Annotated in this window: 13 protein-coding genes and 4 pseudogenes; 9 read left to right on the forward strand and 8 right to left on the reverse strand. The window is 70.4% G+C overall.

Features of this window, described 5'->3' with window-relative positions:
* Positions 1–177: 177 nt before the first annotated feature.
* Both ACZ31C_RS16060 and ACZ31C_RS16065 read right to left on the reverse strand, forming a co-directional pair.
* Positions 178–751, reverse strand: a pseudogene (locus tag ACZ31C_RS16060) (flavoprotein).
* Positions 748–2,003 (reverse strand): annotated as a pseudogene (locus ACZ31C_RS16065) (hypothetical protein). The pseudogenes ACZ31C_RS16060 and ACZ31C_RS16065 overlap by 4 nt, the downstream one beginning before the upstream one ends.
* A gap of 17 nt (positions 2,004–2,020) precedes the next feature.
* Here ACZ31C_RS16065 and ACZ31C_RS16070 point away from each other — a divergent pair.
* The 3 genes and pseudogenes from ACZ31C_RS16070 to ACZ31C_RS16080 all read left to right on the forward strand — a co-directional run.
* Positions 2,021–2,455, forward strand: a pseudogene (locus ACZ31C_RS16070) (pentapeptide repeat-containing protein); the annotation flags it as partial.
* A 353-nt stretch (positions 2,456–2,808) separates the two neighbouring features.
* A complete protein-coding gene (locus ACZ31C_RS16075) occupies positions 2,809–3,513 on the forward strand; it encodes a hypothetical protein (RefSeq protein ID WP_465795958.1) in 705 nt (234 codons plus the stop codon).
* Positions 3,514–3,527: 14 nt separating this feature from the next.
* Positions 3,528–4,187, forward strand: a complete 660-nt coding sequence (locus tag ACZ31C_RS16080) for a hypothetical protein (RefSeq protein ID WP_465795959.1) — start codon at positions 3,528–3,530, stop codon at positions 4,185–4,187.
* A gap of 128 nt (positions 4,188–4,315) precedes the next feature.
* On the opposite strand, the gene ACZ31C_RS16085 is transcribed toward ACZ31C_RS16080, so the two are convergent.
* Positions 4,316–4,864, reverse strand: coding sequence for an NUDIX domain-containing protein (locus ACZ31C_RS16085; RefSeq protein WP_465795960.1), 549 nt, complete (start codon positions 4,862–4,864; stop codon positions 4,316–4,318).
* A 136-nt stretch (positions 4,865–5,000) separates the two neighbouring features.
* On the opposite strand from ACZ31C_RS16085, the gene ACZ31C_RS16090 reads away from it, so the two are divergent.
* Entirely contained in the window at positions 5,001–5,906 is a 906-nt protein-coding gene (locus tag ACZ31C_RS16090) for an aldo/keto reductase (protein WP_465796231.1), read from the forward strand.
* A gap of 57 nt (positions 5,907–5,963) precedes the next feature.
* Here the strand turns inward: ACZ31C_RS16090 and ACZ31C_RS16095 are convergent, their stop codons facing one another.
* Positions 5,964–6,512 carry an SMI1/KNR4 family protein gene (locus ACZ31C_RS16095; RefSeq protein WP_465795961.1) on the reverse strand — a complete coding sequence of 183 codons (549 nt, stop codon included), beginning with the start codon at positions 6,510–6,512 and terminating at the stop codon, positions 5,964–5,966.
* 116 nt (positions 6,513–6,628) lie between these two features.
* Here ACZ31C_RS16095 and ACZ31C_RS16100 point away from each other — a divergent pair, with 116 nt between their 5' ends.
* The 5 genes and pseudogenes from ACZ31C_RS16100 to ACZ31C_RS16120 form a co-directional block, all read left to right on the forward strand.
* Positions 6,629–7,561 carry an oxidoreductase gene (locus ACZ31C_RS16100; RefSeq protein ID WP_465795962.1) on the forward strand — a complete coding sequence of 311 codons (933 nt, stop codon included), beginning with the start codon at positions 6,629–6,631 and terminating at the stop codon, positions 7,559–7,561.
* A gap of 295 nt (positions 7,562–7,856) precedes the next feature.
* Entirely contained in the window at positions 7,857–10,151 is a 2,295-nt protein-coding gene (locus ACZ31C_RS16105) for a M48 family metalloprotease (RefSeq protein ID WP_465795963.1), read from the forward strand.
* Positions 10,148–10,570 (forward strand): effector-associated constant component EACC1, encoded by a 423-nt coding sequence (locus ACZ31C_RS16110; protein ID WP_465795964.1) that lies wholly within the window; start codon positions 10,148–10,150, stop codon positions 10,568–10,570. Before ACZ31C_RS16105 ends, ACZ31C_RS16110 begins: the two co-directional genes overlap by 4 nt.
* Before the next feature lie 87 nt (positions 10,571–10,657).
* Positions 10,658–12,322 (forward strand): sigma-70 family RNA polymerase sigma factor, encoded by a 1,665-nt coding sequence (locus ACZ31C_RS16115; RefSeq protein WP_465795965.1) that lies wholly within the window; start codon positions 10,658–10,660, stop codon positions 12,320–12,322.
* A 324-nt stretch (positions 12,323–12,646) separates the two neighbouring features.
* Positions 12,647–12,955: pseudogene (locus tag ACZ31C_RS16120) on the forward strand (hypothetical protein); the annotation flags it as partial.
* 192 nt (positions 12,956–13,147) lie between these two features.
* On the opposite strand, the gene ACZ31C_RS16125 reads toward ACZ31C_RS16120, so the two are convergent.
* The 4 genes from ACZ31C_RS16125 to ACZ31C_RS16140 all read right to left on the reverse strand — a co-directional run bounded on the left by ACZ31C_RS16125 (position 13,148) and on the right by ACZ31C_RS16140 (position 16,631).
* Positions 13,148–13,753, reverse strand: a complete 606-nt coding sequence (locus ACZ31C_RS16125; protein WP_396749382.1) for a DUF305 domain-containing protein — start codon at positions 13,751–13,753, stop codon at positions 13,148–13,150.
* Positions 13,738–14,550, reverse strand: a complete 813-nt coding sequence (locus ACZ31C_RS16130) for a lytic polysaccharide monooxygenase (RefSeq protein WP_465795966.1) — start codon at positions 14,548–14,550, stop codon at positions 13,738–13,740. The genes ACZ31C_RS16125 and ACZ31C_RS16130 overlap by 16 nt, the downstream gene beginning before the upstream one ends.
* An 87-nt stretch (positions 14,551–14,637) precedes the next feature.
* Entirely contained in the window at positions 14,638–15,948 is a 1,311-nt protein-coding gene (locus tag ACZ31C_RS16135; protein WP_465795967.1) for a sensor histidine kinase, read from the reverse strand.
* Positions 15,945–16,631 carry a response regulator transcription factor gene (locus ACZ31C_RS16140; protein WP_465795968.1) on the reverse strand — a complete coding sequence of 229 codons (687 nt, stop codon included), beginning with the start codon at positions 16,629–16,631 and terminating at the stop codon, positions 15,945–15,947. Before ACZ31C_RS16140 ends, ACZ31C_RS16135 begins: the two co-directional genes overlap by 4 nt.
* Positions 16,632–16,691: the final 60 nt, after the last annotated feature.

Here is a 16,691-nt window from a genome sequence, read left to right on the forward strand (position 1 = left end):
AACGCCTTCGTCCTCACCATGGCACTACCACCGGAGCACACCCTGCACTGGTCATACTGGCGGCGAACATCCCAAGCCCAAGCCCGACGATCCCATTACCAGCGCAGACAGGCGAAGTGACGTTGGAGTACTAACCGGACGCTGAACTGCGCCCCCGCCTCGGGCCCCTGAAGTGGTTCAGCGATGGTCACTGCTGCCTCTCGCGGACCTGCCGAGCGGGCCTCGGGTTGCAGTGTCGAACGCCCCCGTCCAGGGGAAGGCTTGCTGCCGCTCGGCTCCGCTACCGGGCGGGTGTGGTTCCCAGCGGTCTTCGGGCCGAGGAGGATGTGTACCCCTTCGTCGCGGAGGCTGGTGACGGCGCGACGGAAGGGTAGGCGCGTGGCGAGGGCGGCGTTGACGAAGGGACGATGACGGTCGTTATCTGCCGTCCGATCAGTTCGGCGACTGCGGTCATGGCGTAGTTGTCGGCGAGACCGAGGGCGATCTTGTTGATCGAGTTGTATGTCGCGGGTGCGATGACCAAGGCGTCGACGACGGGTGGTGAGCGGCGGCCGGAGGGCACTCGGTAGCTGGAGCGCACGGCGACGCCGGTCAACTCCTCGATCGCAGGTACGTCGATGAAGTCGAGGCCGTTGGGCGTGGCGGTGACGGCGGTCGTCCAGGAGTGCTTCTGCGCGGCGCTGATCAGTTGGGTCACGTCGGCGGCGGGGCCAGCAGCGCAGACGACGATCTGGAGGTGGCCGCCGGTCATAGCGGGATCCCGGCCCCTCGTGCAAAGTCGACGACGGCGGTGCGGGCCGAGCCCTTGGCAAGGAGCGCCAGGTCGGTGGCGATGCGCTGAACGGCTGGGCGGCAGCGGATCGCCTCGGGTGCCACCTCGTACGCGGTGCGCAGCGCGCTCAGGCTGTGCTCGTGACGTCCCCACTGGGTGTAGGCGCGGGCGACATCGACGTACAGCGAGGCTTTGCGTTCGGCGATCGTCACCTTGTCCAGGGGTACGGTGCGCGCGATGCCGATAGCCGTTCCGGCGTCGCCGAGGGTCAGGGCGACATTGACCCGGTGAAACAGCACGTTGGCGGCACCGAACCCGGTCCACCGGTCGTTGCCGTCGTAGCCGAGTCGGGCGGCGACGCGGCTCGCTTCATCGAGCATCGCTTGCGCGGTATCACGGTCGTCGTTGCGGGCGGCGGCGACGGCACCTCGGAGGACGAGGGCGCCATAGACGGCTACCGCTTCAGTCGACGCGAGGCGCGTGTCCCGGTCGAGCACACCGGCTGCGTTGCCGGCAAGGGTCACTGCCTGCTTGTCGTGGCCGTTGCTCATCAGGGCGTGAGTCATGATCCGGGCACTGGTGGCGAGCGCGACCGGCTCCGCACTCGTCGCAGCGGCTCGGGTGCTGCGCTCGGCCGCGACCAGGGCCATGCCTCGGTCGCCGACCTTGAGCAGGACGCTGCCGACGACGTGGTAGAGGTCCGTTGCCAGGACTTCGATATGCCTTCTCTGTTCGCCCTGCGCGCTGGCTCTGGCGGGTTCGAGTGCGGACAGCAGCGTTACGAGCTGGTCGAGGGCGCGTTCGTACCGGCAGGCTTGGTAGTCGATCTTCGCTGCGGCCACGGCGCGGGAGAACTGTTGAGCGGACAGCGTCACCGCGTTCGGAACGCGTGGCGAGACGAGGGCGTCGAGTAGTGGCGCCACGCCGGGCGCAGCGCCGACGCCGATCGTCGCCCCGCGTAGCAGATCTCTTCGTCGCACGTCACCATCCGAGCCCGAGTCACCCTGTCCGTCATCGCCAGTATCCGTTTCCACACCGGCATTCGGCAGCTTGGTGTTCACGGTTGCACCGCAGGTGCGCGTCGCCAGCAGGGCCTCGTCGCCCTGTTGCTCCACTTGGCCACGGTCCGTCGGGCCGCGCCTAAGTGCTCGGCGAAGGCGGTCACGCTCATCCGCAGCGCATTGCGCAGCGCGTTCGCCTCCCGGCCGGTCCAGGTCGTCACCGGAGCCATCGCACGTCCCTCCGCAACGGACAGTCCTCGGCCCGGTGATCCTCACCGACATCAGCATCGAACGGTGCGCGTTCACGGGATCCCGGTTCACCGGTAGCCGGCTCGTCGACGTCCGCCTCAAAGACGTCCTGTTCGACAACTGCCGGTTCGACAACGCCACCCTGAACCGCGTCAGTGCCGCCGGTTCGGTGGCCTTCACCGACTGCACCTTCGGACACGGCAACTGGTCGTCCTGCCGCCTGCCCGGCGTCGCCCTGCGTTCCTGCGATCTGAGGCACCTGGAGTTGGAATCCTGCCGCCTCGACGGTGCCGATCTGCGGGGCAGCCGATTGCATGACCTGAGGACACCGTTGGACAACCTGAAAGGCGTCGTCCTCGGTGAGGATCAAATTCCTGATCTCGCCCGTCAAACCGTCGAGGCCCTGAACATCATCGTCCGCGCCGAGGGCTGATCGAAGCCGAGAAACACGCTGATCGCCTTGTCACTTCGGCAGCCATTCGATCGCGGCCAGCTCTGTGCGCTTGTCCGCCACTGCGAGGTCGACGCCGAGGGCCAGCACCGCACCACTCTAGGTGCCGAGAGCGCAGCAGGACATGGCTCGACCGACGGTCGCCAGCCGACGTTTGGCTGTGTTCGAGATCCGGTGTGCTGAGTCAGAGCCGGGCGTGGCTGCCGCGTCGAGGGGAACCGTCGTCGGCTCCGTCCATGTTGGTCGTGCTGCATCGTCTTCCAACACATGGATCGATGGATGTTGACTAGGCTCTTGGGCGACCGGGGGAGGATCACATGTCATCGCGTACGGGGATGAGTGCGTTTCTTGCGGTGGTGTTGTCGGTTGTGCTGGCCGGTTGCGGCACAGATAGCGGCACACCACCACCGGCCGGACTGAGCCCATCGCCAGCGACCGCAGCGCCAGCGCCCAGCGAGGCGGCCTCGGTTGAGCCCGAGGCCGCGCCGGTCAATCCCGTCGAGGTGCTTGCCCGCAATACCCGGCGTGCGTATGCGGCGTGTGGCGGCTGCGGAGGAGTGCTCGCCCTTTCCGGTGTCGACCTACAGGCGGCGATCGACTCTTTGGTTGCCGAGCACTCCAAGCAGGCCGGCCCGCCGCTGACGCGAAAGAACGCGGAGCTTGCCCTCTACGGGCCGTCCGGGACAACGCCGAAGGTGGCGGGGGACAACGTCCAGGGGTACGACGTGTTGTTCTATGACGCGTCGGGCAAGCTGATGCTGGGACGCCAGGTCAAGACGTTCGCCGGCAAGCCCAACCAGTTTCCGAACCGACTCCGTGCCGCGGCGCCGACCATGAAATATGAAGGAGAGCTGCTGGTCCAGGTAGCGCCCGGTGTCGATGCGGCGGCCGTGGAGGGCATGATGAAGGGCTTCTGGGGCAACCGCTCCGATGCGCGGCTGGCGGCCTATCAGAACATGTGGGTGGCGTTTCGGTCTCCGGACGGAAGGCCGCTCGGTTTGTGGATGCCGGGCGCGCGCGGCATGGGCGTGCCGGGCTGAACGGGGGACGACCTGTGGGGATAGACGCCAGCTTGTTCTGCCTGTGTCGACGGGCCCAGCTTGTCCTCGGCAAGCCCGTACGGCATTCGTGGGACGACATCATCTACTTCGCCTACGCGCATCCGAGTGCGCCCAACCACAGTCAGTCGCGGGAGATGTCGGGGGCGTTGTGGAGGATCTTCGCTGAGCATGCCGGCCACCAGTTGCAGGTGATTTACGACTCTCAGCTGGAGTACGACGAGATGTGGGAGCCACCCGGGCCGCCAGCCATGATCGGCGGCGACGAGCCGGATGATATCGAGTTCAGCGACTATCTGGCTGGCTGGCCAGAGGACTCTTTCGCCGACTACTCGAGTGACGGGTGGGATGTGTCGAAGACCGGTTACCTGGCCTGTTTCCGTTGTCGGGAACGGCTCTGCTTGGGGCAGGCGGTACGTGGTGCCGGCGGTCGGGTGCTGTTCTTCCACCGTGGTGGTCCAGAGACTCCCGCCAACTCCCGGCAGCCGGTGCTCAACCGGGCGGCCTGGCGGTTTCTAGCCCACCACTCGACGCATGAGATGCCGATCGTCGTTGGCCCACCATACGACAGAGACATCGACGGTTACGTCGAGATCGGCGGCCTGCGGCCTGACGATGTCCCGTTTGACGACTACCTTGCCAACTGGCCCGGGTAGGCCGTGGCAAGCACCCGGGCACGTCACTCGCACCAACGGACGACGTCACGCCGACAGCCCACCCGAGGCGCGTCACGGTGGTGCTCCCTGGGTGCTCGGCCGCCATGGACCGGCGCGCTCAGAGTGGACTAGGGAACACATCGGTTTGGCGCAAACGGGCAAAGCCGGGTAGCGCGTGGACCGGTGAGACCTAGCTCGACGCCGTCCTCCAGATAGACGCCGCCGTATCCGATGGCGGCGATCGCTGCGGCGACCCGTCGGGCCAGCCGGGGGATGAGCACCTCGCCGATTCGCTCCGGCTCGACGAACTCGATGCGGCTGACCTCGGCGGGGCACAAGCGGATCGCCGCGATCTGCTCCGTGGTGAGTGTCCCGCCGTCGAAGACGAACATGAGGCCGCCATCCCACGGCGGGCTCGGCGGCACCCAGTCGACGCAGAGCAGCTCTCCGGTGGCGATCGAGAGACCCAGTTCCTCCCTGACCTCGCGGGCGCACGCCTCCGCCGGGGACTCGTCCGGTTCCACCGCCCCGCCGGGGATCTCCCGCGCGTCCTGGTATGTCGGGCAGACCACCAACACCCGACCGACCTCGTCCCGCAGGACGATGCCGGCAGCGGCGCGTACGCGTGTGAGGCCGGCGAGGTAGGAGGGGGCGGGCCCGCTCGACGTCTCGGCCATGCACCGAGCCTACGGCCTCGTCCGCGAATGAGACTCGGGTGTGGTTCCTATGCTTGGGCGACGGATCCCGCCCATCTCTGGAGGAACGATGCGGCAACGTGAACTGTCCGGTGGCTCGGGAATGAAGGTCAGCCAAATGTGTCTCGGTGCCATGCCCTTCGGGACCGAGATCGACGAGCCGACCTCGTTCGCGATCCTGGACCGGTTCGTCGAGGCCGGTGGCACCACCATCGACACCGCGAACTGCTACTCGTTCTGGGTGCCCGGTGGGTCCGGTGGCGAGAGCGAGGCGGTGCTGGGTCGATGGTTGGCCAGCCGGGGCAACCGGGACGACCTGGTGCTGGCGTCGAAGGTCGGCTCCGGGCTGGGAGCCGACGGTGGGGCCGAGGGACTCGGCGCGTCGGTGATCCGGGAGCAGCTCGCCGGCTCGCTGAAGCGGCTCGGCGTCGACCATCTCGACGTCTACTACGCCCACCGGGAGGACCGCGAGACCTCCGACGAGGAGACCCTGGCCACGTTCCACGAGGCGGTGACCGAGGGCAGGGTACGGGCGCTGGGCGCCAGCAACCACGCCGCCTGGCGGCTGGCCGAGACGCGGGCGTTGGCCTCGGCGCGGGGCTGGACGCCGTACACGGTGGTCCAGCAGCGCTACTCGTATCTGCTGCCGCGTCCGGCGACCGTGCTGCCGGAGGGCGGGCACGTGCACGCCGGTGACGAGCTGCTGGACCTGGTACGCAGTCGCGATCTGACCATGTTCGCGTACAGCACGCTGTTGTGGGGCACCTACACCCGGGCGGACAAGCCGTTGCCGGAGCACTACGCGCACCCGGGCACCGAGCGTCGGCTGCGGGTGCTGGGGGAGGTGGCGGCCGAGGTGGACGCCACCCCGAACCAGGTGGTGTTGAGCTGGCTGATGGGCGGAGAGCCGGCGATCGTGCCGATCGTCGGGGTCAGCTCGGTGGCGCAACTCGACGAGTGCCTGGCGGCGGCCGACCTGAAGCTGCCGACCGAGCTGCGTCAGCGCCTGAACGAGACTGCCTGAGCTGAGCAGGATCGCAACGTGACGGGCAGGGGACACGCGCGACGTCCCCTGCCCGGCTCAGTCGGCGGCGCGGGCGCGGGCCTCGTCCCAGAGGGACATGTCGCCGGGGTCCTCGCCCGCCTCCGCCGCGTTCCACCACCCGGTGTCCTCGACGTAGTGGGTGAGCCAGGCATGCAGGCTCGGCGAGTCGACGTACCAGGCGGCGTCGGGGTCGCCCGGGTTGGGTTCGAAGAGCAGCACGGTGCCGTCGACGGATCGACAGTCCACACAGGCGTACATGCCGCAGCCCCAGTCGAGGATGGGCAGGACTCCTTCGGGCCAGGCCCATTCCGTACCGGCGTCGTCGGTGCGGGCGGTGAGGTAGATGTCGACGGCCTGGTCGCCGTCGGCTCCGTCGACCAGGCCGAGCAGTTGGTAGTCGGGGCCGAAGCCACCGTTGGCCAGTTCGCCGTAGAGCTGTGCGAGCAGCGGGTGCAGGCGGAAGCCGAGCCGCTGCTCGGCGCGGGCGATGGCGTCCGGAGACAGGGGTGCCGGCAGGTCGTCGGCGATGTCGTCCGCACGGATCCGAGCGGTGATCCGGGCCAGCAGGGCGTGGTGGTCGGGCACGGACAGAACCCTGCCACAGCCCACCGACGCCGACCGCGCTTGACGGGACGGCGGTACGCGGTAAGCCTTGTCACGCCTGCGATGCCGGTCGTCGGCGGTGGGCCGAGGGGTGACGGATGAGGCGCTGGACGTACGACGATGTTCCCGACCAGCGGGGTCGTACCGCGATCGTCACCGGCGCCAACACCGGTCTCGGGCTGGAGACCGCCCGGCTGCTGGTGGGTCGGGGTGCGCGGGTGGTGCTGGCCTGCCGTGACCAGGGTAAGGGCGAGGCGGCCGTGACGCGGATCCGTGCGCAGTTCCCGGCGGCCGAGGTGCGGTGTATCCGGCTGGACCTGGCGGATCTCGACTCGGTCGCCGAGTTCGCCGCCGCGTACCGGGCCGAGCACGACCGGCTGGACCTGCTGGTCAACAACGCGGGTGTGATGTATCCGCCGCTGCGGCGTACCCGGCAGGGCTTCGAGTCCCAGCTCGGGGTGAACCACCTCGGGCACTTCGCGCTGACCGGTCGGTTGCTTCCGGCGCTGCTGGCGACCGAGGGGTCCCGGGTGGTCGCGGTGGCCAGCAACGCGTACCGCACCGGGCGGATCGACTTCGACGATCTGAACTGGGAGCGGCGGCGCTACGGGCGGTTCGCCGCGTACGCGCAGAGCAAGCTCGCCGTGTTGCTCTTCGCGCTGGAGTTGGACCGTCGGCTGAGCGCGGGTGCGCCGGTGCGGGTGACCGCTGCCCATCCGGGGTGGACGTACACCGGTCACAGCCAGGGCCGGGACCGGTTCGTCGACGTCGTCAACGCCGTCGGGCGGTACGTGGCGATGAAGCTCGACGACGGGGTGCTACCGACGTTGCGGGCCGCGACCGACCCGGGGGCGGAGAGCGGCAGCTACTGGGGGCCGGCGCACCGGATGGAGAACTCCGGTCCGCCGGTGCGGGCCGGCCGCAGCGCGCGGGCGCTGGACGTGGCGGTGGCGGCGCGGCTGTGGACGGAGAGCGAACGGCTGACCGGCGTGCCGATCACCGTCGACCCGATCGGCCGTACCGGGCACTGAGGGGCGTGCGGCCGGGCCGGGGAACTGCGCCGCGACCCGGTGGTGATCCGTGGAAGTTCCATCTTTGCCGGCGCTCGCGCGGGTAAATCATCGACGCAGATGTCGAATTGCCGCATCCGGTGGATTAAGGGGCGGAGTAAACGGGGTGGCGCGGCAGGCATAGACCGGAGTAGGGTCTGCGCCTACCCCGCTACGTCTCCCGACTGATTCATGGCCCGGCGGCCTCCCGAGGAAACAATTCTCCGATGGGTGCCGGGTCGCCCTTTGCCCTGTTCGGCCTCGTGGAGGAGTTTCCGTGCAGCAGCACGATCCCGATGCGGCGCAGCCTTACGGCGATCAGCAGAATCAGATTGCCGACACTTCTTCCCCTTCGACGTCACCGCCACTGCCACCGCCCTCTCCACTGCCACCGCCGTCTCCACTGCGCGCGTCCGTCGGCGAGGGGGCTCGATCCGACCCTGGCGGGGGCCGGCTGGCCAACCGTCCGCCCGGCTATCCGAACGCCGTCGTCTGGCTGCGGGTCGGCATCCTGCGGGACTGGCGCGGCGTCCTGGGTGCCTTCCTCGCGGCCTGGCTCTACGTGCCGGTGGCGTTGTTCACCGCGGTGGTGAGCGCAACGGTCGCCGCACTCACGCTCGCGTTCACCGGCGGCGGGATGGTCGCCGACCAGGTGCCGCACGCGGTACGCGACGCCCCGATCATCGGTGGCCTGATCGATTCCTTCCTCCAGCAGTCCGGTGGCCCGATCGGCGCTTTCGTCGGCGCGGCCATCGCATTCCTGATCGGTCTGCTGATCGTTCCGGTCCTCCGGTTCAACGAGGTGGACGGTCTCGTCTCCCTGCTGGCCCAACTGGTCGGAATGGTGGGCGCGGCCATCGTGCTGGGCCTTCTCTACACGCTCTACCGGGTGTTGCTGGAGCACCGATTGTTGCGGGTGTCGGGCGCCCGTGAGCTCAGTCGACGGGAACGCGATCTGATTCTCCCGATCCTGCACGATTGCGCGCAGCGGCTCGGTCTGCCGAATGTGCCGCGACTGCTGGTCGAAGACGATCTCGTCAGCACGAACGCGCGCGCGTACGCCCGGCACGTCGTGGTCACCACCGGTCTGCTCACCGACTCGCCCGAGGAGATCGCCGCACTGCTCAGCCACGAGCTGGTGCACTGGCGCACCGGTGACGAGATCACCTCGGCCTTCGTCCGGGGTGTCGGGCTGCCCCTGGTCCTGGTGCACGCGGTGCCCACCTGGCTGATGCGCAGGTTTCCGCACCCGGCCACGAATCTGTTCGTCTTCCTCTTCTTCTGGCCGGTCCTGCTGACCATGAAGTACCTGGTGCAGCCGCTGCACCGCGCCGACGTGCGGGCGGCGGAGTACCGGGCGGACCTCGGCGCGGTGGCGGCGGGGCACGCCGACGGTCTGCGGGCCGTCCTGGAGCGTCGCCGGTCGTTCGAGAGCGGGCGCAGTGGCTGGGACGAGGCCGTCTGCGCCGAGCACCCGCCGAACGAGCTGCGCCTGGACCGGCTGGAGCAGGTCCAGGCCGCAGGCGACGTCCCGGACACCGAGACGCCACCGAGGCGGGTGGTCGCGCCGGCAGAACTCTTCGGTGGCGACGACCCGGTCAGCGTCCGGCGACCGGCCCTCATCGGTGCCGCCGTCCTGTTGTCGCTCTGCCTGGTCTCCAGCCTGCTCGGGGTCGTGCAGTGGGGCTTCTTCCGGCCGGTGACCGCCGTCGACGGGTACTTCTCGGCGCTTGCGGACCGGGACGTGGACGACCTGGCCGGATGGCTGAGCCCGGAGGTCGAGGCGGCGGTGCGCGGCGACGACCTGCTCGGCAGGATGGTCGAGTCGGCCGACTACCAGCCGCCCTCCGACGTCGACGTCACGGCGATCGAGCGGGAGGAGGACGACGCGACCGCGACGGTCTCGTTCCGGCTCGGCGAGGAGCGCATGGAGGCCGAGCTGACGCTGCGTCGGGACGACGGGTCGACGGCGGGCATCTTCCGGGGCTGGCACGTCGTCGGTGGTGTGTCCAGCCTGGACGCGGTCGCCGGTCAGCCGGGCCTCCTGGTCAACGGGGTGGCGGTCCCGGAGGGCCCGGAGGGGCAGTCGGTACTCTCCGTGCCGGGCGTGTACGTCGTCACCGCTGCCGCCAGCCCGCTGAGCGAGACACCGGCACAGCAGATCACCGTGCTGCCCGGTGCCGGTGCCGCGACGCCGATCCAGGTCGTGCCCGAGTTGAAGCCCGCCGCCCGGTCGACGGTCGACGCGCAGGTGAAGGAGTACCTCGACGGCTGTGCGCGGCAGACCGTCGCCGCACCGCAGGACTGCCCGTTCCGGTTGAGCGGCTACCAGGGTGCCAAGGGGATCACGTGGACGATCACCAGTTACCCCACGCCGCAGATCGACCTGCTCGGCCCGGCGGCGGCGCAGGTCAGCACGCCGTACGAGGAACGGGGCGAGGTGCGGGTGACCGGGACCTACGAGTCCTACTTCGGCGAGGAGGAGTTCAGCGACACCTACACGCTCGCGGTCACCGGCATGGTCACCGCCGCCGGTGAGGAGCTCACCTTTCAACCGGAGGTGGACGAGTGAACACCGGCGGGTCCGCAGCGGGACGCCAACCCGTCCGGCTTCAGATGATCACCACGCTCCGACAGCCGGCCCAGGTTCCGCTCGTCGACTGGATCCACCGGCGGCCGGAGTTCCGAGCCGGGGTACGGGACCTGAGCGGGCGTACCGGCGGGCGGGCCGGCTTCAGTGAGGCCGTCATCATCGCGGTGGTGGCGCAGAGCCTGTTGCCCGGGTTGTTCGCCCTGCTGCAGACGTGGCTCAGCCAGCAGCCCAGCGGTGCCACGGTCCGGATGCGGGTCGGCGAGTCGGAGGTGGAGGTGCAGGTGACCGGGCGGACCGATCCGCGACAGTTGCTGGACCAGGTCACCCGGACCCTCCAGGAGAACCGCGAACCTCCCCGCCCCGAACCGGACTCCGACTCGGCGCGACCGCCCTCGTGAAACCGGCCATGGACCGGCGACAGTCGATATCGTGTGATGTCGTGCTCGGCGGGACCCGCCCGTACGAAGCGGCCTAGGCGGTGCGGTATGACGATCACTGCGGACCACGCCGCGTTGGTCGTCGCCGCCCAGGCGGGGGACCGGACGGCACGCGACCAGCTCGTCTCGGCGCACCTTCCGTTGCTCTACAACCTCGTCGGCCGGGCGTTGAGCGGGCATCCGGACGTGGACGACGTGGTGCAGGAGACGCTGCTCCGGGTGGTCCGTGACCTGCCGACCCTGCGGGCACCGGAGAGCTTCCGCTCCTGGCTGGTGGCGATCGCGCTACGTCAGATCGCCAGTCACCGGCACCGGGTCCGAGCCGCTGTCGACCGGGTCACCATGGTCGACGCGGTGGACCGGATGCCGGGCGGCGGAGATGTGGAGAGCGAGGCGATCCTGCGCCTGCACGTGTCGGACCAGCGTCGCCAGGTGGTGGAGGCGATCCGGTGGCTCGACCCGGCGTACCGGCCGATGCTGGCGCTCTGGTGGCAGGAGTGCGCCGGTCGGCTGACCCGGGGTGAGGTCGCCGCCGCCACCGGCACGACGGTCGCGCACGTCGGCGTGCGCCTGCACCGGATGCGGGAGCAACTGGACCTGGGCCGGACCATCGTCGCGGCGCTGTCGGCCCGTCCGCGCTGCCCGGACCTCGCGTCGACGGTGGGTGGCTGGGACGGACAGCCCACACCGGTGTGGCGCAAGCGGATCGCCCGGCACGTCCGCGACTGCCCGTACTGCGGGGCGGGCGCGGTCGACCGGGTGCCCGCCGAGCGGCTGCTGCTGGGCATCGCGTCGCTTGCGGTGCCGGCCGGCCTGACCGCCGCGTTGATCGCCAAGGGCCTGCTGGCCGGGGCGGCCGGCGGCACCCCGGTCCTGGCGGCGCACACCGTCGCCGGGGCCGTGGCGGTCGGTGGGACGACGGTCGGTGGAGCGACGGCCGCCGGTGGTGCCGCGATCGGTGGAGCGACGGCGGTCACTGGTGGGGCTGCCGTTGGCGGCACGGCCGGGCAGGGCGGCTCGTTGCTGGGCATGTTGACCCAGGCGGTGGTGGCGCATCCGGTGGCGAGCGTCGCCGCCGGGGCGGTGCTGATCGCCGGCACCACCGCCGGCGTCGCGCTCCGGCCGGATCCCGCGCCCGCGCCGCCGCCGGCCGTCGCGGCGCCGGTGACGTCGTCGGCCGCCCCGCCGCGTCCCAGCCCGACTCCGGCGGCCACCACCCCGTCAGCGTCACCGTCCGCGTCACCGACGGCGGTACGCCCGCCCGTGCCGACCGGGACCATTCCACCGGGTACCTGGTCGTTGGAGTCCGTACGGGCACCGGGCCGGTACCTGACCGTGGACGGTGACGTGGCCGGGCTCGCCGAGGTGACCGGGGCCAGCAGTGCCCAGGCCCGTCGACGCGCCACCTTCACGGTCGGTCGAGGTCTCGCCGACCCGGGCTGCGTCACCCTGCGCAGCGCCGACGGGCGTTACCTGCGGCACGCGAGCCTGCGCCTGCGCCTGAGCCCGGACGAGGGCACCCCGTTGTTCCGCGAGGACGCGACCTTCTGTCCCGAACGTGGCGCGACGGCCGCCTCGGTGACGATGCGTTCGCACAACTATCCGCACCTCGTGGTGCACGAACGCGATGTCGGGTTCTGGATCGACTTCCCCGACGGTACGCAGGCGTTCGCGCGGGCGAGTTCGTTCCGGGTCCGTACCCCCTGGTCCTGACCGCCGGGGACGCTTAGAGCGACCGGCAATAGGGCGGTGGAGGCGAGGCGGGTCATGGCCGAGGATGGCAAGGCGGAGGAGGAGGCCATGCCGGTGTGGCATGGCCGACGACGACAACGCCGCCTGCCGACGTGCCAGGGCTCGCCGCAGCCCCGCCAGCCCTGTTGCTGGTCGCTCTCGTCCGGTCGGCGACGGATTTTTCGTAATGCCGGTCCCGCGTGCGCGCCTCCTACTGCGTGAGGCGTCGGCGGCTCACCACCGGTCGTACGCCGCACGCCGTTCGTCCGAGTCGGCGGGAGTGGATATGCGGGTGAGGCCACGGTCATGACCGACGAACTCCCGCCGCCGACCCCGCACCAGGTCGTGGCCGAGCCGGCCGAGCATCCGCCGATGCGTCCGCTGTGGTTGTGCCGCCACTGCGGTCACCCGTGGCCGTGTACGCGCGGCAAGCTCGCCCTGTTGGCCGACTACGAGGGTGCCCCGGTCAACCTCTTCGTCTATCTGGCCGGCTGTCTGCACGAGGCGATCGACGACCTGCATCGCCTCGATCCCTGCCAGACCGGCAGCGCCGCCGACATGTTCGACAGGTTCCTGGGCTGGCCGAACCAACTGAACCGGCGGTACCGGGTGACGCGGATGAGCGGGCACGGCGACCGGCCGACGGGAGGTCGACCGGTGCTGCCCGATCGCGCGGAGCATGCCGACGAGGGCGGTCGGCAGGAGCAGGACCGGCTCGGTTAGCGCCGAGTCCGGTGGCCGCCGGTTAGTACGGGGGACGGCCGGTGCCTCGGCCGTCCCCCGAACTGCCTCTGACGGGCGCGGTGACTACTTGGTCATCAGTTTCAGCATCTGCTGGATCCCGCCCTGCCGGGAGGCGCGTACCCGTTCGCCGAAGGCCTTGGTCTCGGCGTTCTCGCCGCCGGTGCGGACCAGGTTGGCCAGCTCCATCGCGTTGTGCTGGTGGGCCAGGAAGAGGCTCAGGAACGCCGAGTCGAACTCGGTGTCCTTCACCGTCGTCAACGCCTCGATCTCGGCGGGTCCGGTGCCGGGCAGTCCACCGTGGTGAGCGTGCAGGTTGGGCGCGGTGTCGACCTCGGTGGACTTGCCCCAGCTCTTGAGCCAGCCCTCGATCATCGACAGCTCGTCGGACTCGGTGACCTGCACCGCCTGGGCCAGGGTCTTCAGCTCCGGGTCCTGGGCCCGCTTCACCGCGGTGGCGGTCATCTGCAGGGCCTGCCGCTGATGGTGGACGAACATCTGCAGGAACATCACGTCGGTGTCGTTGTACTCGTCGCCGGCCGTGATCTCGGCGACCGTCGTGTCACTCGTCGACACGGGCGGCGGCTGTGCGGCGGGCGAGCTGCACGCGCCGAGCAGGAACGGGACGACCAGGGCGGCGGCGACCAGTCGGCGCCTCACAGCGGCAGCCACAGCGCGAGGGTGTAGATCGAGGGCTCCCAGCTGTTGATCGCGGTGTGGCCCTGCCGGCACTCGTACCGCTTGCCCTCGAACGTCACCACGTCACCGGTGCGGTAGCTGACCCCGGCGGCCCAGGCGTCACCGGCCGGCGGCGGGGCCGCGCTGGTCGGTGCGGCGGTGGTCGGCGCGGTGCCCGGCCGGGTCGGCGCGGTGGTGGTCGGTGCGGCGGTGGGCGCGGTGGTGGTCGGTGCGGCGGTGGGCGCGGCCGTGGTCGGACGGGGGGCGGGCGCGGCACCGCCGCCGCCGACGATCAGGTCGACGCAGTTGTAGAAGGCCATCGGGGTGTCGCCGATGTTCCAGACCGCGAGCAGCCGCTGCCGACCCGGGAAGTTGCTCAGGTCGATGGTGTGCGACACGGTCGCGTCCGGCTGGGCGTTGCCCTCGTCGATCCTGGCGACCCGGTTGCCGTCGATGAAGTACTCCCAGTCGGCGGTGCGGTGCCGGGCGGTCAGTACCCAGGTGAGCGTCACCGAACTACCCACGTTGCGGGCCGGCCAGTCGCGGGACTCGTCGGAGAGGACGGACCACTGGGCCACTCCGCCGTCGCACCGCTGGGACCCCTTGGGCGCCTCGACGCTCTGCGGCTCGAACTGGATCGGGCCGCAGTCGGTGACCGTCCCGGCCGCGCAGAGTGCCTGTCGGCTCGGCGGGTTGGACACGTATCCGTGGGCCTGGGCGGGCGAGGAGACCGCCAGGGTCGAGGCGACCATGCCGAGGGCCACCAGTGGGTAGGTGATCTTCCTGCGCATCTGAACTCCATACGGCTCGCTGCGGCTGTGACGGCGAGGACGCTAATGCGCGGTTCCATAAAGGAGCCTTAACGGCTCCGGAAAGGATCATGAAAGCCGGTGACTGCTCCCGAGTCGCTCCGGAGCGTGGTCGACCGACCTGAGCAGGATCCCGACCCGGGCACCGCCGAGCGGACTGCGGGTGACCACCAGGTGACCACCCGAGGTCTCGGCGGCCCGCCGCACGATGTCCAGACCGAGGCCGGTCGACCCGGCGGCGCTCACGCCCCGCTGCACCGCCCGGGTCGGGTCGGCGATGCCCGGCCCGGCGTCGTCCACCACCACTCCGTCGGGGGACACGCTGACCCGGAAGGCGGTGCCGTCCGGAGTGTGCGCGAAGACGTTGCCGAGCATCGCGTCCACCACCAGGATCAGCTCGCTGCGCGGCATCGGCAGGACCACCGGCACGTCGCCGCCGGTCACCTCCCACGGGCGCTCCTGGTCCTCGGCCAGCACCGACCAGAACGCCAACCGGTCGGCGAGCACCTCCACCAGGTCGGCGCTCTGACCGTCCCGCCCGTCGGTGCCGCGCCGCACCCCGCGGATGATCGAGTCGAGTTCCTCGTCGAGCAGGTCGCAGGCCTGCCGCATCCGCTCGCCGATCGGGCCTGGCGGCATCGCCTCGGCATCGAGACGCAGTGCGGTCAACGGCGTACGCAGCCGGTGGGAGAGGTCGGCGGCCAACTCGCGTTCCCGGTTCATCAGCAGGCGTAGGTCGTCGGCCATCGTGTTGAACGACCGGGCCGCGTCCTGGAGTTCCCGGGGGCCGTTCGGCTCGGCCCGAGCGGTCAGGTCACCGCCGCCGAGCCGCCGAGCCGACGCGGACAGGTCCCGGGTGGCGCGCACCAGCCGGCCGCCGAGCCGGTCGGCGAGCAGCGTCGAGCCGGCCACCAGGACGATCGCCAGGCCACCGAGGACGAACCAGGCGGTCCGTACGCCACGGCGCAGTTCGGTCTCCGGCACGAACACCTCGACGATCACGGTCCGGCCGTCGGCGAGCACGGTGGGTTGCAGGTACGCGACACCGTCGCCGGCCGGGGCCAGCACCGAGCGGCGGTCCCCGGCGGCGTCGCGTACCTGCGCGTCGGTGACGTGGGTGCTGCCGATCGGCGCGCTATCCGGCAGGTGCACGGCGAGCCTCCCGGCGCTGCCCGCCGTGGTGCTGGCCACGGCGTTGGTGAGCAGCGTCGGGTCGGCGTCCATGCCCAGCACGGTGACCAGCGCGGTGGCCTGCTGGCGGGCCTCGCTGACGGCCCGGTCCCGGGCGATCTGCCCGGTGGCGATGGCCAGCGGCACCAGGAAGGCCAGCGCCACCATCGAGGTGATGGCGATGGCCAGCCGGTTCAGCGCCCACCTCATCGCGGGTCGACCATCATCACGCCCACGCCGCGCACGGTGCGCAGGAAGCGCGGCCGGGCGGCCGTCTCCCCGAGCTTGCGCCGCAGCCACGAGATGTGCACGTCGATGGTCTGTTCCTCACCGATCTGCGCCTGGTGCCAGACCTCGTTCATCAGCTCCCGGCGGCTGACCACCTGACCGACCCGCTCGGCCAAGTACGCCAGCACGTCGAACTCGCGCCGCGTCAGTTGCAGCGGTTGCCCACCCAGTTCGGCCAGGCGTTGCCGGGGTCGGATGGTCAGCTCGCCCACGCTGATCGACGGTGGGGTCTCGTTCGCGGTGGGCCGCGCCCGGCGCAGCACCGCGTCGATGCGGGCCAGGATGTGCCCACCGGAGAACGGCTTGGTCACGTAGTCGTCGGCACCGGCGCCGAGCAGGCTGATGATGTCGGTCTCGGAGCGGCGCGCGGTCGCCACGATCACCGGTACGTCGGACACCGAACGGATCATCCGCAGCGCGTCGGCACCGTCGATGTCGGGCAGCCCGAGATCGAGGATGACCAGGTTCGGTCGCTCGGTGCTGACGATCCGCAACGCCTCGGCGGCGTGCCCGGCGGGCCGTACCACGTGACCGGCGTCGGTCAGCGCACGGGTGAGGGCGGCCGCGATGTTCCGGTCGTCCTCGACCAGCAGGATCATCGCCATGGCGTACACCATATGGGTAGATGAGACGATGTCTTCGTGCGATCTTCCTGGTGGGCACCG

This window comes from Micromonospora sp. NPDC023869 (assembly GCF_055559695.1).

Excerpts from the sequence above, each read along its gene's own strand:
- ACZ31C_RS16130 (WP_465795966.1), bottom strand. The coding sequence starts at position 14,550 with ATGCGCAGGAAGATCACCTACCCACTGGTGGCCCTCGGCATGGTCGCC.
- ACZ31C_RS16085 (WP_465795960.1), bottom strand. The coding sequence starts at position 4,864 with ATGGCCGAGACGTCGAGCGGGCCCGCCCCCTCCTACCTCGCCGGCCTC.
- ACZ31C_RS16090 (WP_465796231.1), top strand. The coding sequence starts at position 5,001 with ATGTGTCTCGGTGCCATGCCCTTCGGGACCGAGATCGACGAGCCGACC.
- ACZ31C_RS16075 (WP_465795958.1), top strand. The coding sequence starts at position 2,809 with ATGAGTGCGTTTCTTGCGGTGGTGTTGTCGGTTGTGCTGGCCGGTTGC.
- ACZ31C_RS16135 (WP_465795967.1), bottom strand. The coding sequence starts at position 15,948 with ATGAGGTGGGCGCTGAACCGGCTGGCCATCGCCATCACCTCGATGGTG.
- ACZ31C_RS16140 (WP_465795968.1), bottom strand. The coding sequence starts at position 16,631 with ATGGCGATGATCCTGCTGGTCGAGGACGACCGGAACATCGCGGCCGCC.
- ACZ31C_RS16100 (WP_465795962.1), top strand. The coding sequence starts at position 6,629 with ATGAGGCGCTGGACGTACGACGATGTTCCCGACCAGCGGGGTCGTACC.
- ACZ31C_RS16115 (WP_465795965.1), top strand. The coding sequence starts at position 10,658 with ATGACGATCACTGCGGACCACGCCGCGTTGGTCGTCGCCGCCCAGGCG.